The 13,149-nt window shown below is 68.8% G+C and carries 14 protein-coding genes; 8 read left to right on the plus strand and 6 right to left on the minus strand.

The genetic code is table 11. The features are described from left to right. The first annotated feature begins 10 nt into the window (after positions 1-10). The 4 genes from CPZ01_RS08960 to CPZ01_RS08975 all read left to right on the plus strand — a co-directional run bounded on the left by CPZ01_RS08960 (position 11) and on the right by CPZ01_RS08975 (position 3,717). Positions 11-1,060, plus strand: a complete 1,050-nt coding sequence (locus CPZ01_RS08960; RefSeq protein ID WP_096394402.1) for an AAA family ATPase — start codon at positions 11-13, stop codon at positions 1,058-1,060. Then, complete coding sequence (locus CPZ01_RS08965; RefSeq protein WP_096394403.1) at positions 1,057-1,710, plus strand: protein sorting system archaetidylserine decarboxylase; 654 nt, start codon at positions 1,057-1,059, stop codon at positions 1,708-1,710. The genes CPZ01_RS08960 and CPZ01_RS08965 overlap by 4 nt, the downstream gene beginning before the upstream one ends. Positions 1,711-1,796: 86 nt before the next feature. Continuing rightward, complete coding sequence (locus CPZ01_RS08970) at positions 1,797-2,447, plus strand: HVO_2922 family protein (protein WP_096394404.1); 651 nt, start codon at positions 1,797-1,799, stop codon at positions 2,445-2,447. Between the two features lie 88 nt (positions 2,448-2,535). Continuing rightward, positions 2,536-3,717 (plus strand): DNA primase, encoded by a 1,182-nt coding sequence (locus CPZ01_RS08975; RefSeq protein WP_096394405.1) that lies wholly within the window; start codon positions 2,536-2,538, stop codon positions 3,715-3,717. Between the two features lie 39 nt (positions 3,718-3,756). Here the strand turns inward: CPZ01_RS08975 and CPZ01_RS08980 are convergent, their stop codons facing one another. From CPZ01_RS08980 to CPZ01_RS09000, 5 genes are all read right to left on the minus strand, one after another. Beyond that, the gene (locus tag CPZ01_RS08980) at positions 3,757-3,972 is read right to left on the minus strand and encodes a DUF7472 family protein (RefSeq protein ID WP_096394406.1); all 216 of its coding nucleotides are present in this window, start codon (positions 3,970-3,972) and stop codon (positions 3,757-3,759) included. 61 nt (positions 3,973-4,033) lie between these two features. Next, positions 4,034-4,225, minus strand: a complete 192-nt coding sequence (locus tag CPZ01_RS08985; RefSeq protein ID WP_096394407.1) for a hypothetical protein — start codon at positions 4,223-4,225, stop codon at positions 4,034-4,036. A 123-nt stretch (positions 4,226-4,348) separates the two neighbouring features. Beyond that, entirely contained in the window at positions 4,349-4,693 is a 345-nt protein-coding gene (gene rpl12p, locus CPZ01_RS08990; protein ID WP_096394408.1) for a 50S ribosomal protein P1, read from the minus strand. A gap of 16 nt (positions 4,694-4,709) precedes the next feature. Continuing rightward, complete coding sequence (locus CPZ01_RS08995; protein WP_096394409.1) at positions 4,710-5,756, minus strand: 50S ribosomal protein L10; 1,047 nt, start codon at positions 5,754-5,756, stop codon at positions 4,710-4,712. After that, positions 5,753-6,391: a 50S ribosomal protein L1 gene (locus CPZ01_RS09000; RefSeq protein WP_096394410.1), complete on the minus strand. Its 639-nt coding sequence runs from the start codon at positions 6,389-6,391 to the stop codon at positions 5,753-5,755. Before CPZ01_RS09000 ends, CPZ01_RS08995 begins: the two co-directional genes overlap by 4 nt. Positions 6,392-6,709: 318 nt before the next feature. On the opposite strand from CPZ01_RS09000, the gene CPZ01_RS09005 reads away from it, so the two are divergent. Both CPZ01_RS09005 and CPZ01_RS09010 read left to right on the plus strand, forming a co-directional pair. Beyond that, positions 6,710-8,254, plus strand: coding sequence for an acyl-CoA carboxylase subunit beta (locus CPZ01_RS09005; protein ID WP_096394411.1), 1,545 nt, complete (start codon positions 6,710-6,712; stop codon positions 8,252-8,254). Beyond that, positions 8,254-8,589 (plus strand): hypothetical protein, encoded by a 336-nt coding sequence (locus tag CPZ01_RS09010; protein ID WP_231899163.1) that lies wholly within the window; start codon positions 8,254-8,256, stop codon positions 8,587-8,589. Before CPZ01_RS09005 ends, CPZ01_RS09010 begins: the two co-directional genes overlap by 1 nt. Before the next feature lie 227 nt (positions 8,590-8,816). On the opposite strand, the gene CPZ01_RS09015 is transcribed toward CPZ01_RS09010, so the two are convergent. Further along, positions 8,817-9,068, minus strand: coding sequence for a hypothetical protein (locus CPZ01_RS09015; protein WP_096394412.1), 252 nt, complete (start codon positions 9,066-9,068; stop codon positions 8,817-8,819). Positions 9,069-9,452: 384 nt separating this feature from the next. On the opposite strand from CPZ01_RS09015, the gene CPZ01_RS09020 reads away from it, so the two are divergent. Together CPZ01_RS09020 and CPZ01_RS09025 are read left to right on the plus strand one after the other, a co-directional pair. After that, positions 9,453-10,685 (plus strand): RNA-guided endonuclease InsQ/TnpB family protein, encoded by a 1,233-nt coding sequence (locus CPZ01_RS09020; RefSeq protein ID WP_096394413.1) that lies wholly within the window; start codon positions 9,453-9,455, stop codon positions 10,683-10,685. A 71-nt stretch (positions 10,686-10,756) separates the two neighbouring features. After that, on the plus strand, positions 10,757-12,667 hold the full coding sequence (locus CPZ01_RS09025; protein WP_096394414.1) for an ATP-binding protein: 1,911 nt from the start codon (positions 10,757-10,759) through the stop codon (positions 12,665-12,667). Positions 12,668-13,149 lie beyond the last annotated feature (482 nt).

The raw sequence follows: 13,149 nt of genomic DNA on the forward strand, positions 1-13,149 counted from the left end.
CCTACACGGCATGGACGGACCGCTGTGGACAGACACGCACGCGCCCGACCTCGACGAGATCCGGCAGGACGAGGCCCGCGACCGCCTGCGTCGGGCCGTCGACGAGCCGATGAACCTCGTCGTCCAGGGGCCGCCGGGCGTCGGGAAGACGGCCGCGGCGCGCGCGCTCGCCGACGCGTCGCACGCCGACCCGGACGCCGACCTGATCGAGATCAACGTCGCTGACTTCTTCGGCCGGACGAAAAAGGAGATCCGGACCGACCCGCGGTTCGAGGGCTTCCTCGCCGGGCGGAGTTCGATGGCGAAACGCGACATGATAAACCGCGTGCTGAAGGAGTCGGCGTCGTACGCGCCGATGTCCGGCGAGTACAAGACGATCCTGTTGGACAACGCGGAGGCGATCCGAGAGGACTTCCAGCAGGCGCTGCGCCGCGTGATGGAGAAGCACCACCGGACCACCCAGTTCGTGATCGCGACCCGCCAGCCGTCGAAGCTCATCGCCCCGATCCGGTCGCGCTGCTTCCCGGTCCGCGTGCGCTCGCCGACGACCGACGAGACGATCGACGTCCTCGAAGCGATCTGCGACCGCGAGGGCGTCGACTACGACGGCGACGGGCTGGAGTTCGTCGCCAGCGCGGCCGGCGGCGACCTCCGCGAGGCGATCCTCTCGGCGCAGGCGACCGCGGTCGAGGGCGGCGAGATCACCATGTCGACCGCCTACGAGGCGCTGGGCGAGGTCGGCGACGACGACGCGCTCCGCGAGGCGCTCGCCGACGCCCGAAGCGGCGACCTGAAGGACGCGCGCTCGACGCTCGACGACCTCCTCGACGAGGGGTACGACGGCGGGGAACTGCTTCGCGAGACGCTCCGCGTCGCCCGCGCCGGCTCCGAGTACGGCGGCGACGACCTCGCCCGGCTCCACGCGCTCGCGGGCGAGGCCGACCTCGACATGTCGGACGGGCTCGACGACACGACCCACCTCGTCCACCTGCTCGCGGCGTGGGCGGCCGGCCGGACCGAGCTCTCGCCCGAGCTGCGGGACGCGGAGGCGGCCCCGTGAGCCGAGCGCCGCCGCTCTCGCGGCTCCTCCCGTTCCCGGTCGTCGACGCGGCGTGGGACCTCGCGCTCGTCCCGGCGCTCGCGGGCGCCGTCGCGCTGCCGTTCCTCCCGCCGGTCGGCGCCGCGCTCGTCGCGCTCGCGCTCGGGGTCCTCTGGTTCCACCGCGACCCGGAGCGCGACCCGCCGACGGGCGACGAGGCGGTCGTTGCCCCGGCCGACGGCACCGTCTCCGTGGTGCGCGAGGAGGGCTCGCGGCTCCGCGTCGGCGTGTTCATGAACGTCACCGACGTCCACGTCAACCGCGCGCCGCTCGCCGGCGAGGTCCGCGAGGTGCGCCACCGCCCCGGCGCGAACCGCCCGGCGTTCGACAAGGAGTCGGACCGCAACGAGCAGGTCGCGATCGACTTCGGCGAGTACGAGCTGCTCGTCATCGCGGGCTGGTTCGCCCGGCGGATCCACCCGTCCGTCGAGGCCGGCGACCGCGTCGAGCGCGGCGACCGCGTCGGCCACGTCTCGTTCGGCTCCCGCGCCGACGTGGTGTTGCCCGCGGACGTGACCCGCGAGGACCTGCTGGTGGCCGAGGGGGACAGCGTGCGCGCGGGCGAGACGATCGTCGCGGAGCGACCGGGCGGGTCGGCCCCCGCGGCGTGACCGTCGGACGCCGAACAACCGGGGTGGCACCCGAGACGCCCGTGTTCGGGCGTACCCTTTTGTTTCACGCGCGAGACCGTTCCCTGATGCCAGAAGAGACAATCCACGAGTCGAGTCGGTCGCGGACCCGACAGGGGCTGGCCACGTACCTCCGCCGGATCGCCCGCGCGCTCGGCCGCGGCGAACCGGTGCCGGTCGACGAGGACGGCACGGTGACCGTCGACGCGGCGGCGACCGGCGACGTCGAGGTCGAACTCGAGCGCGAGGACGGGACGGTCCACTTCGAGATCGAGATGGAGTGGCCGGACGAGGCGGCCGCAATCGACGAGGAGGCGAGCGCGAGCAAGGCGACGTTCGAGCTGTTCCGCGACAGCGCCGACGAGTACCGCTGGCGGCTCCGCCACGACAACGGCAACATCGTCGCCGACGGCGGCGAGGGGTACGCCGACAAGCGCGACGCCCGCTCGGGGATCGAGAGCGTCCAGCGGAACGCGCCGGGCGCGCACGTCGTCGACGCCTCTCGCGACGAGGAAGCGCCCGACGAGGGAGGCAGCGACGCGACGTTCGAGCTGTTCCGCGACAGCGCCGACGAGTACCGCTGGCGGCTCCGCCACGACAACGGCAACGTCATCGCCGACGGCGGACAGGGGTACGCCTCGAAGCAGAAGGCGAAACAGGGGCTCCGAAGCGTCAAGTCGAACGCGCCGGGCGCGGCCGTCGAGGAGACCGACGAGTAGCCGTCGCCGGTCGGCTCCCCTCCCCTGCCGGCCCGACCGCCCGCGGACCGCACCGCTTATTCGCCGGCCCTCACTACCTCGGGCCGACATGGACGCGCTCGACGCCAAGTACCCGTTCTTCGCGAGCGCCCGCGAGGCGGTCGCCGAGGCCGCGGTGTCGCTGCCGGAGCTCGTCGCGGCCGACGCGCCGGCCGTCGACCGCGCCCGCGAGCGCGTCGAGCGCGCCCTCCTCGAAGGGACCGTCGCCGCCGAGAGCGGCGAGTTCCCCGGCGAGTCGGCGTCCGACACGCAGGCGGAGCTGCTCTCGTACCCCATCGCGCGGATCCTCGTCTCGCTGCTCGACTCGGAGCCCGCCATCGAGAAGTACGCCGCCGCGGAGGCGACGACCGCCATGGAGCGGGTCCGCCGCGACCTCGAAGCCGACGACGAGCTGCGGTCGGTGTCGGCCGCGACGGTCTCGCTCGACGACCTGCTCGCCGAGTTCGACCTCGCGGACGCCGTGCGCCCGGACGCGACCGCGCCGGCCGGCGTCCGCGGCGGAACGGCGAGCGGCGCGAGCGGGGGTGGCCCGACCGGGACCGGTTCCGGCCGCGACCCCGACCACTACCGGATCGACGTCGGCCCGTACCTCCGGCTCACCTCGCCCGAGTGGGGGAACTCGTGGCGGCTCGTCAACCGCGCGCTCGCCGACGGCGCGGTGCGCGTCTCCCGCGAGGAGCTGCTCGCGGCGCTGGAGGCCGCCGTCGAGGCGCGGGTCGCCGAGGGGCTCCCCTTCGAGCTGGGCGCCGACGAGGAGATCGCCGCGGCGTTAGAGTCGCGCGTCGCCGACCTGCGGCGGCTGCTCTCCGAGCGGACGTACGCCGAGCCGCCGGACGTCGTCGCCCCCGCGCTGTTCCCGCCCTGTATGACGAACCTGATCGAGAAGGCCGAGCGCGACGCCGCGCTCTCCGCGGCGGAGTCGTTCGCGCTGATGGCGTTCCTCGTCGGCATCGGCATGACGCCCGACGAGGTCGTCGCCTTCTGCGCGGACACGAGCCTCGACGCCGAGGGGATCCGCTACCAGACCGAGTACCTGACCGACGACCGCGGCACCCAGTACCCCCCGCCGACCTGCGAGACGCTCGCGAACTACGGGATCTGCCACAACGAGGACGACCACATGCAGGTCGCGGCCGACCCCCTCTCGTACTACGAGAAGCGGGTGGCCGCCGCCGACGACGTAACCGACTGGCGGGACGGACGGGAAGGGGACGAGCAGAGCGAGGCGTGACCGCGACGAGAGAGAAAGAAGCTGCGACCGCCCGACGGGCTACGACTCGCCTTTCGCGCGCATCAGGTACGTCCCGACGCCGGCCATGAGCAGGACGAACCCGGCCAACAGCGCGACGAGCGCGATCGCTCCCGCCTCCGGGAGGACCGTCGACCCGCCGAAGGTGACCCCGATGGCGACCAGCCCGACGATGAACACCGCGGCCGCCGCCAGCGAGACCGCGATCTGCCGACGGAGCTCCGCGTCGATTTCCATGAGTGCGGCTTCCCGTCGCCGCTAAAAAAGGACTTCGATGGGCGCTCCGCCCGCCGGTCGCTCACGTCGCCAGGTGCGTGATGTCCCGCCGTAGGGTGTATCCGCGCGGCACGCCGACGATCTTCAGACACTCGCCGCACAGCACCCGCTCGTAGTCGCGGTTGGTCTCCTTCTCCAGCAGGGAGACGTCCGCGAGCGGGAACACCGACTCGCACCGGTCGCACTCCGCCTTGTCGCCGTCGACGATCTTCATCGCCTGCCCGTTTCCGCGATCGGTATATAAAATCGCTGACGGCGTTATCACTCCGGATACTGACGCGTCGCGAAAAATTCGTGGTCGGTCGACGCGGTTGGCGCCGGGGAGTCGTGCGCCGGCTCAGCCGAAGAGCTCGCCGAGCCCTTCGCCGCCGTCGCCCTCTTCCTCGTCGTCGTCGTCCGCCTCGTCGGCGGCCTCGGCCTCGTCGTCGTCATCGTCGTCGTCGTCCGCCTCGTCGGCTGCCTCGGCGTCCGCGGAGCCGCCCGCCGACGCGCCGGCGGCCGGGGCCGCGGCGGCCGTCTCGATGGCCTCCTCGATGTCGACGTCCTCCAGCGCGGCGACGAGCGCCTTGACGCGGGACTCCTCGACGTCGACGCCGGCGGCTTCCAGCACGCCGGTGACGTTGTCTTCGTTGATCTCTTCGCCAGTCTCGTTCAGGATGAGCGCAGCGTAAACGTATTCCATTGGTGTGTACCTCGTGTTATCCGAACATCGCGCCGAGTCCCTCGCCGCCGTCGTCGCCGTCGTCGTCGGCGTCGTCGTCGGTGTCGGCCGCCTCGGCGTCTTCCGTGTCTTCGTCCGCCTGTTCCTCCTCCTCGTCGGCGTCGTCGGCCGCCGGCTCCGGTGCCGGCGCGGCCTCGACGCCCTGGAGCTCCTCGGGGAGCGCCTCCTCGTCGTCGATCTGGGTCGCGAGCGCGCGCAGCTGGGCGTCGGCCTTTCCGATCAGGTCGGGCACGACGTCCGGGCTCTCGATCTCCGCGAACAGGCCGACGGACTTCGCCTCGCCGGACGCCTTCGCGAGGAGGGCGCCGGCGGTGGCGGCCGTCGGGTACGCGGCGTTGACGGAGAGGTTACGCGCGGCGGCCGCGGCGGACCGAATGTCCGCCTCGTACTCGTCGACGTCGAGTTCGAGCTCGTCCGGCTCGAAGAGGACGCCTTCGGAGTAGACGGCGCGCAGGTCCAAGCCGACCTCCTTGGGCTCGATGCCGAGCTCGACGAGGACGTTCGCGAGGTCGTCGTCGACGACCTCGCCCTCCTCCAGCACGGTCGAGTCCTCGGTCACCTTGATCGAGCCGTCCATGATGCGGGCGGACGCGCCCACGGTCTGGAGCTCGCCGACGAACGGTCCCGGGTCGACGCCGGTGTCGCCCTCGGGGATCACGATGTCGTTGGGGGCCACCTCGCCCGCGTTAATGGGGGCGGGGGTCTTCGAGGCTTCGAGCTGCTTGAAGAGGCCGAACGGGTTGTCGTTGGTGCCGACGAGCGCCACCTGGCCGCTGACGTACTCCGTCAGCTGCTCGACGCCGTCGTCGACCTCCTCGAGCGCTCGGTTCGTGAGCGTGTTGCGGCTCATGCGGACGGCGGCCGAGCCGTGGAGCTCCCGGCGCATGGCCTGGAGCTGCCGGCTCGGAATGCCGGCCACGCCGACGATCCCGACGGACTGGTAGGAGTCGATGAACTCGACGAGCTCGTCGACCTCCTCGCGCTTCCACTCCGGGATCGTCTCGGTCTTGCGGACCGAGCTCATACGGGCACCTCCTTCGCGGGACCCATCGTGGTCTTCACGTAGATCCCGTCGATGTTGAGCGGGCCCTTCTCGAGGTTCGCTTCGAGCCGCCGGACGATGACGTCGATGTTGTCCGAGATCGCGTCGGCGCCCATGTCCTCGGCGCCGACGCGGGTGTGGAACGTGCGCCGGTCGCGCGACCGGAGCTGCACCGTGTTCTTCATCCGGTTGACGGTCTCGACGATGTCGTCGTCCGGCTGTAGTGGGGTAGGCATCTTCCCGCGCGGACCGAGGACGGTACCGAGGTACCGGCCGATGTCCTGCATCAGGTTGGCCTCGGCGACGAAGAAGTCGGTATCGTCGGCCAGGTCCTTAGCGCGGTCGTCGTCGTCTCCTAACTCTTCGAGGTCGTCGCTGTCGAGCACTTCGTCAGCGACCTCCTCTGCGCGGACGGCGGTTTCGCCCTCCGCGAAGACGACGATCTGTGTCTCCTGCCCCGTTCCAGCCGGCAGCACGACGGACTCGTCGATACGGTTCGACGGATCGTTGAGGTCGAGGTCTCGCAGGTTGATCGCGATGTCCACGGTCTCGCGGAAGTTCCGCTCGGGCGCATCGTCGAGTGCGAGAGTTACGGCCTCTTGTATTGTGTCTGCCATTTTCACCTCCGTAGTACGCAGGTCGCTCCTACGGGTCAGTGAAACAGGCGAAGCCTGTCTCATCGGAGAGAGGTCCATCGGAGGTTTAAAAGCGTCGAACCGCCCCTCCCCGTGTGAACCGGCGACAGGGCCGCTCCGCGGCGGTCGCGGGGGCGAGCGGGGTCCCGTCGGTTCGCCGTCGGCTCCGGGGTTCGGTTCGTCGTCGCCACCGCCGCTGCGGTTCGACGCGCGTCGAAGCCGAAAACGTCGGATAGGGGAACCCTTTTGACGCCGCTGTCCGACCGACGAGGTAATGACTCAGGGTGGTCCGGCGTGACGATGGACGACCGCATCGAGGACCTCCGCGAGCGCCGCGAGCGCGCGGCAAAGGGCGGGGGCGAGGAACGGATCCAGTCGCAACACGACAAGGGGAAGATGACCGCCCGCGAGCGGATCGACTACTTCCTCGACGACGGGACCTTCCACGAGTTCGACCGGTTCCGGACCCACCGCAACCACACGTTCGGGATGGAGGAGAAGCAGATCCCGGGCGACGGCGTGGTGACCGGCTACGGCGAGGTGAACGGCCGGAAGACGTTCGTGTTCGCGCACGACTTCACCGTCTTCGGCGGGTCGCTCGGCGAGGTGTTCGCCGAGAAGGTGTGCAAGGTGATGGACAAGGCGATGGACGTGGGCGCGCCCGTCGTCGGCCTCAACGACTCCGCCGGCGCCCGGATCCAGGAGGGGGTCGCCTCGCTCGGCGGCTTCGCGGAGATCTTCCGGCGCAACACGGAGGCGTCCGGCGTCATCCCGCAGATCTCGGCGATCATGGGGCCGTGCGCCGGCGGCGCGGTGTACTCGCCCGCCATCACGGACTTCACGTTCATGGTGAAAGACACCTCGCACATGTTCATCACCGGGCCGGACGTGGTCGAGACGGTCACCGGCGAGGAGGTGAGCTTCGAGGAGCTCGGCGGCGCGGTCACCCACTCCTCGACCTCCGGCGTCGCGCACTTCGCCGAGGAGAGCGAGGAGGAGGCGCTCGACGACATCGCGCGGCTGCTCTCGTACCTCCCGGCGAACAACGTGGAGGACCCGCCGCGCGTCGAGCCGTGGGACGACCCCGAGCGCGCCGACGAGGAGCTGGAGTCGATCGTCCCCGACGCCCCCCGGAAGCCGTACGACATGAAGGACGTGATCGGCAGCGTCGTCGACGAGGGCTCCTTCTTCGAGGTGCACGAGAACTTCGCGAAGAACATCGTCGTCGGCTTCGCCCGGCTCGACGGCCACTCGATCGGCGTCGTCGCGAACAACCCCCGCGTGAACGCCGGCACGCTCGACATCGAGGCGAGCCAGAAGGGCGCGCGGTTCGTCCGCTTCTGCGACGCGTTCAACATCCCCATCCTCACCTTCGAGGACGTGCCCGGCTTCATGCCCGGCACCGACCAGGAGCACAACGGGATCATCCGCCACGGCGCGAAGCTGCTGTACGCCTTCTCGGAGGCGACGGTACCTCTCCTGACCGTCATCACCCGGAAGGCGTACGGCGGGGCCTACTGCGTGATGTCCTCGAAGCACATCGGCGGCGACGTCAACTACGCGTGGCCCACCTCGGAAATCGCAGTGATGGGACCGAAGGGCGCGGTCAACGTCCTCTACCGCGAGGAGCTGTCCGAGGCCGACGACCCCGACGCGCGCAGACAGGAGCTCATCGACGAGTACCGCGAGGAGTTCGCGAACCCCTACACCGCCGCGGACCGCGGCTTCGTCGACGACGTCATCGAGCCGACCGAGACGCGCGCCCGCCTCGTCGAGGACCTGAAGATGCTGAAGGGGAAGAGCACGGACCAGCCCGCGAAGAAGCACGGCAACATCCCGATCTGATGGCCGCAGAGGACGACTCCGCCGACACGGACGCGCCCGCCGACGGGGGGACCGCTGTGCCCACCGACGGGGCGACCCCCGCGCTCGCCGGCCTCTCGATCCCGGACGACGCCGGCGACGACGAGGCGGCCGCCATCGCCGCCGCGGTCGCGGCGCACGTCCGAGACGGCGAACTCGCTGCCGCGGCCGCCGCGAGCGACGGAGACGAGGGGCGCGACGAGGACCGCTGGGGGCTCGCCGGTCGGATCGATCGGCTCCACCGCCGTCGGGTGCGCGTCCCCGCCGACGCGCCTCCGGACCCGTGGACAGCGGTCGGTCGCAGCGACCGGTTCTGAGCCGCGGGCGCGCCGCGCTGATTCTGCCGACTCGGTCACGAGCAGCGTCGCTGATCGGGTAGTCGACACGTCGAACGGCGTCGCCGGACGCGGGGGCGCCCGGCCGCGTACATTCCCCCGACAGCGCGGCGTCGAACCGTCGCGCCGTCGACCCCGATCCGCCTCAGGGCGCGTCCGGAGATACGTCCGCTGACATATATAACTGTGGTAGTCACTCCCGCGGTCGCTCAGCGCGTCCCGTCGTCGCCGGCGTCCTCCCTCGCAGTCGCGGCGGCCGACTCGTCACCGTCGCCGGGGTCACTCGGTCCGCTCCGGTCGCCGAGCAGTCGGTTGAGGACGACTGGGACGACGCCCACGAAGACGAGGAGCGCGCCGACCCGGACCGGAAGCGACGCGTCGGTCGCGACCGTGAGGCCGAGGTAGACGGCGGCGCCGACCAACACCGACGGCAGCACGTAGGGGTTTCCCGCGTCGAGCATACCTCATCGTGGCGTCCGCAGTCCTTTTAATTGTTTTCAGGCGCTAAGCCCGCTTTCTCAACGAACAACGCAGGCCGAAGACCGAGTCGCGTAGTATAGAGGGAATACAGCGTCTCCAGAAATTGGAGATCTCTAGAGTGTTAACGAATCGCAAAATGATTCGTTCACGCTGTTATCGTCTCACAAACACTCCGCGACGACTGGCCCGCAGCCCTCACCCCCGCAAACTACTTGTATGTAAATTACGTAAGTTATGATATGGCAACGCGAAAGACCATTTCCATCCGTGACGATCAAGAGGAGTGGATTCAGGACAATCACCTGAGCCTCTCCTCATTCGTCCAAGAGAAACTGGACGAACTCATCGAGGAACGAGAGTCATAGATGTACTACGGCTACAAGTATCGACTTAACCCACCGGAAGCCCTTACCGAGACGCTTCTACACCACGTCGATACTTGTAGGCAACTCTACAACCACGTCCTCTACAAACTCAACGAGACAGACGAGATTCCAGCACGTTACAAGGTACAGGGACAACTCCCCGACCTCAAATCGTGGTGGGATGACCTGAATGACGTTCACTCGAAAGTCCTCCAAATGGTCGTCAAGCGTGTCTACGACAACCTCTCTACGCTCCGTGCGCAGAAGGAGAACGGACGCGCCGTGGGGATGCTCAAGTGGAAACCGCCTCAGGAGTATCGGTCGCTCACCTACAACCAGTCCGGCTTCGAACTCAAGAATACGAGTGGTCGGCCTGTCTTGCGGTTGAGCAAAATCGGCGAGATCCCGATTCACCTCCACCGAGACATCCCCGAGAACGCGACCATTAAGCAGGTCACGGTCAAACAAGAGCCCACGGGCGAGTGGTACGCCACGTTCGGTATCGACGTGGACGAAGCTACGTCAGAGAAACCGGAGAATCCTAGGGATGTGGTGGGTATTGACGTAGGTATTGTCAAGTACGCTCACGACACGGACGGCACTGCTGTCGAGTCGCCAGACTTCTCCGACGAGCGTGAGCGGTTGGAACGCGCTCAACGCAACCTCTCGCGGAAGGAACGCGGCTCTAATAATTGGGAAGATCAGCGCGAGATGGTCGCTCGACGCCACGCCGACCTGAAACGCAAGCGTCGAGATTTCCTCCACAAATTGTCGAACTACTACGCCCGAGAGTACGACTTGGTGGCCGTCGAGGACTTGGACGCGAAGGGACTAATCGAACTACCGGGCAACTCTCGGAACCGTGCCGGGGCCTCGTGGGGAACGTTCCTGCGAATGCTCGAATACAAATGTGAGCGTGAGGGGACGCACTTCGTTGCCGTAGACCCCCGTGGAACGACGAAAGAATGCGCGTCATGCGGGACAGAGACGGACAAACCGCTGTGGGTGCGTGAGCATTCGTGCCCATCATGTGGGTTTGTGGCGGACAGAGACGCGAATGCGTCGTGGAACATTCTTTCTCGCGGACTCGACAAAGTAGGAGTGGGACACTCCGAATCACCGCCTGTGGAGACTGCGCTCCCTACGGACACCACTTCGGTGTCTGCAAAGCGCGTCGTGGAAACAGGAAGCCCCACCCTCAAGGAGCGAACCGCGTCAGCGGTAAGCGAGTAGGATGGAGTAGTTCACTCGTCTCGGCACGGACCGACAGAGTTTGGTAGCAGTTGGTGGAAGAACCGACAGGAATGTTCGATAAGGTTCTCGTGGCGAACCGCGGCGAGATCGCGGTCCGGGTGATGCGCGCCTGTGCGGAGCTGGGCGTCGACACCGTCGCCGTGTACAGCGACGCCGACAAGCACGGCGGCCACGTCCGGTACGCGGACGAGGCGTACAACGTCGGGCCCGCCCGCGCGGCCGACTCCTACCTCGACGGCGAGGCGGTCGTCGAGGCGGCGCGGTCGGCCGGCGCCGACGCGATCCACCCCGGGTACGGCTTCCTCGCGGAGAACGCCGACTTCGCGGCCCGCGTCGAGGCCGCCGAGGGGATCACGTGGGTCGGCCCGTCGAGCGACGCGATGGAGCGGCTCGGCGAGAAGACGCACGCGCGACGCGTGATGGACGACGCCGACGTGCCGATCGTCCCCGGGACGACCGAGCCCGTCACCGACGTCGAGGCCGTCACGGAGTTCGGCGACGAGCACGGCTACCCGGTCGCGATCAAGGCCGAGGGCGGCGGCGGCGGCCGCGGGATGAAGGTCGTCGAGAGCGCCGACGAGGCCGAGGAGGCGCTCGAATCCGCGAAGCGCGAGGGCGAGGCGTACTTCTCGAACGACTCGGTGTACCTCGAGCGCTACCTCCAGACCCCCCGCCACGTCGAGGTCCAGATCGTCGCGGACGACCCGGCGGCCGCGGGGTCCGACGGCGGGAGCGGCGACGGGGACGCCTCGGTGACCGAGAGCGACGTGGTCCACCTCGGCGAGCGCGACTGCTCGCTCCAGCGCCGCCACCAGAAGGTGATCGAGGAGGGGCCCTCTCCCGCGCTCTCCGACGAGTTGCGCGAGGAGATCGGGGAGGCCGCTCGCCGGGGCGTCGCCGCCGCCGACTACTCCAACGCCGGGACGGTCGAGTTCCTCGTCGAGGAGGACCCCGACCGCGACCCGTCGGAGCCGCTCGGCCCGGAGACGCCGTTCTACTTCCTCGAAGTCAACACGCGGATCCAGGTCGAACACACCGTCACGGAGGAGCTGACGGGGATCGACATCGTCAAGGAACAGCTCCGGGTCGCGAGCGGCGAGGGGCTCTCCGTCTCGCAGGACGACGTCGAGCTGGAGGGCCACGCGATCGAGTTCCGGATCAACGCCGAGAACGCCGCGAACGAGTTCCAGCCCGCCAACGAGGGGTCGCTGGAGACGTACGACCCGCCGGGCGGGATCGGCGTGCGCGTCGACGACGCGCTCCGGCAGGGCGACGAGCTCGTCACCGACTACGACTCGATGATCGCGAAGCTGATAGTCTGGGCCCCGGACCGCGAGGAGTGTCTCGCGCGCTCGAAGCGCGCGCTCGCGGAGTACGACCTGGAGGGCGTCGTCACCATCGTCCCGTTCCACCGGCTCATGCTCGACGACGAGCGGTTCGTCGACGGGACGCACACCACGAAGTACCTCGACGAGGAGCTCGACCGCGAGCTGGTCGCCGAGGCGCAGGAGAAGTGGGGGACCGAGTCGGCGTCCGCGGGCGAAGACGACGACGAGGAGGTCACCGAGCGCGAGTTCACCGTCGAGGTGAACGGGAAGCGCTTCGACGTGGAGCTGGAGGAGCGCGGCGCGCCCGCGATTCCGGTCCCGGAAGGCGGCGCCGGCGGGGGCGGTGGCGGCCAGCAGCGCCCCCCGCAGGCGAAGCCGGACGACGGCGGGGACGACGGCGGCGTCGACGTCGCGGAGGGCGGCGAGTCGATCGACGCGGAGATGCAGGGGACGATCCTCTCGGTCGACGTCGACGAGGGCGACGAGGTCGCCGCCGGCGACGTGGTCTGCGTCCTCGAGGCGATGAAGATGGAGAACGACGTGGTCGCCGAGCGCGGCGGCACCGTCGCGAGCGTCCACGTCGGCGAGGGCGACAGCGTCGACATGGGCGACGTGCTGATCGTGCTGGAGTGAGGTCGGAGTTCTCCGGACGTGGCTGTTTATAAATAGTGGACAGCGTTACGGTGAGACGTTCTGAGGCTTAGCTTTTCACTTGGCTTCGCTGAAATCCACAGTGAGTGACATACGTAGCTCTCTGCCGGTCAGTACAGACGTATCGACGGGCGATTTCGGGAGTGAGTATCGTAGATCGGCGGTGGCGGGAGTATATTTAAAACGCGATGAGAGATGGCGATGATCGCTTATAAAAGAACACCGCGGTGCGGTGGCGCGCCTGCGAGCGGCCGCCATCGGCGGCCGCGAGCCAGCCCGCGAGGGACGCCGCGAGCGGAGCGAGCGGCGAGGCTGGGGAGGTGTGAGGCTGCGGTCCCGTGAGCGACCGGAGGGAGCGAGCGGGAGTACGGAAGTCGCAGCCCGCGCAGCGAACGGAGTGAGCGAGCAGGACCGTCTTCCGGTGGTGCTGAGCGGTGCGGGGGAGGGACTCAAAGGGGCAGTCG

It is taken from the genome of Halorubrum trapanicum, assembly GCF_002355655.1.
Lineage (GTDB): Archaea > Halobacteriota > Halobacteria > Halobacteriales > Haloferacaceae > Halorubrum > Halorubrum trapanicum_A.

Excerpts from the sequence above, each read along its gene's own strand:
- CPZ01_RS09010 (WP_231899163.1), top strand. The coding sequence starts at position 8,254 with ATGGCCGCAGAGGACGACTCCGCCGACACGGACGCGCCCGCCGACGGG.
- CPZ01_RS08995 (WP_096394409.1), bottom strand. The coding sequence starts at position 5,756 with ATGAGCTCGGTCCGCAAGACCGAGACGATCCCGGAGTGGAAGCGCGAG.
- CPZ01_RS09015 (WP_096394412.1), bottom strand. The coding sequence starts at position 9,068 with ATGCTCGACGCGGGAAACCCCTACGTGCTGCCGTCGGTGTTGGTCGGC.
- CPZ01_RS08970 (WP_096394404.1), top strand. The coding sequence starts at position 1,797 with ATGCCAGAAGAGACAATCCACGAGTCGAGTCGGTCGCGGACCCGACAG.
- CPZ01_RS09005 (WP_096394411.1), top strand. The coding sequence starts at position 6,710 with ATGGACGACCGCATCGAGGACCTCCGCGAGCGCCGCGAGCGCGCGGCA.
- CPZ01_RS08985 (WP_096394407.1), bottom strand. The coding sequence starts at position 4,225 with ATGAAGATCGTCGACGGCGACAAGGCGGAGTGCGACCGGTGCGAGTCG.
- CPZ01_RS08960 (WP_096394402.1), top strand. The coding sequence starts at position 11 with ATGGACGGACCGCTGTGGACAGACACGCACGCGCCCGACCTCGACGAG.
- CPZ01_RS09000 (WP_096394410.1), bottom strand. The coding sequence starts at position 6,391 with ATGGCAGACACAATACAAGAGGCCGTAACTCTCGCACTCGACGATGCG.
- CPZ01_RS08975 (WP_096394405.1), top strand. The coding sequence starts at position 2,536 with ATGGACGCGCTCGACGCCAAGTACCCGTTCTTCGCGAGCGCCCGCGAG.
- CPZ01_RS09025 (WP_096394414.1), top strand. The coding sequence starts at position 10,757 with ATGTTCGATAAGGTTCTCGTGGCGAACCGCGGCGAGATCGCGGTCCGG.
- CPZ01_RS08980 (WP_096394406.1), bottom strand. The coding sequence starts at position 3,972 with ATGGAAATCGACGCGGAGCTCCGTCGGCAGATCGCGGTCTCGCTGGCG.
- CPZ01_RS09020 (WP_096394413.1), top strand. The coding sequence starts at position 9,453 with ATGTACTACGGCTACAAGTATCGACTTAACCCACCGGAAGCCCTTACC.
- rpl12p (WP_096394408.1), bottom strand. The coding sequence starts at position 4,693 with ATGGAATACGTTTACGCTGCGCTCATCCTGAACGAGACTGGCGAAGAG.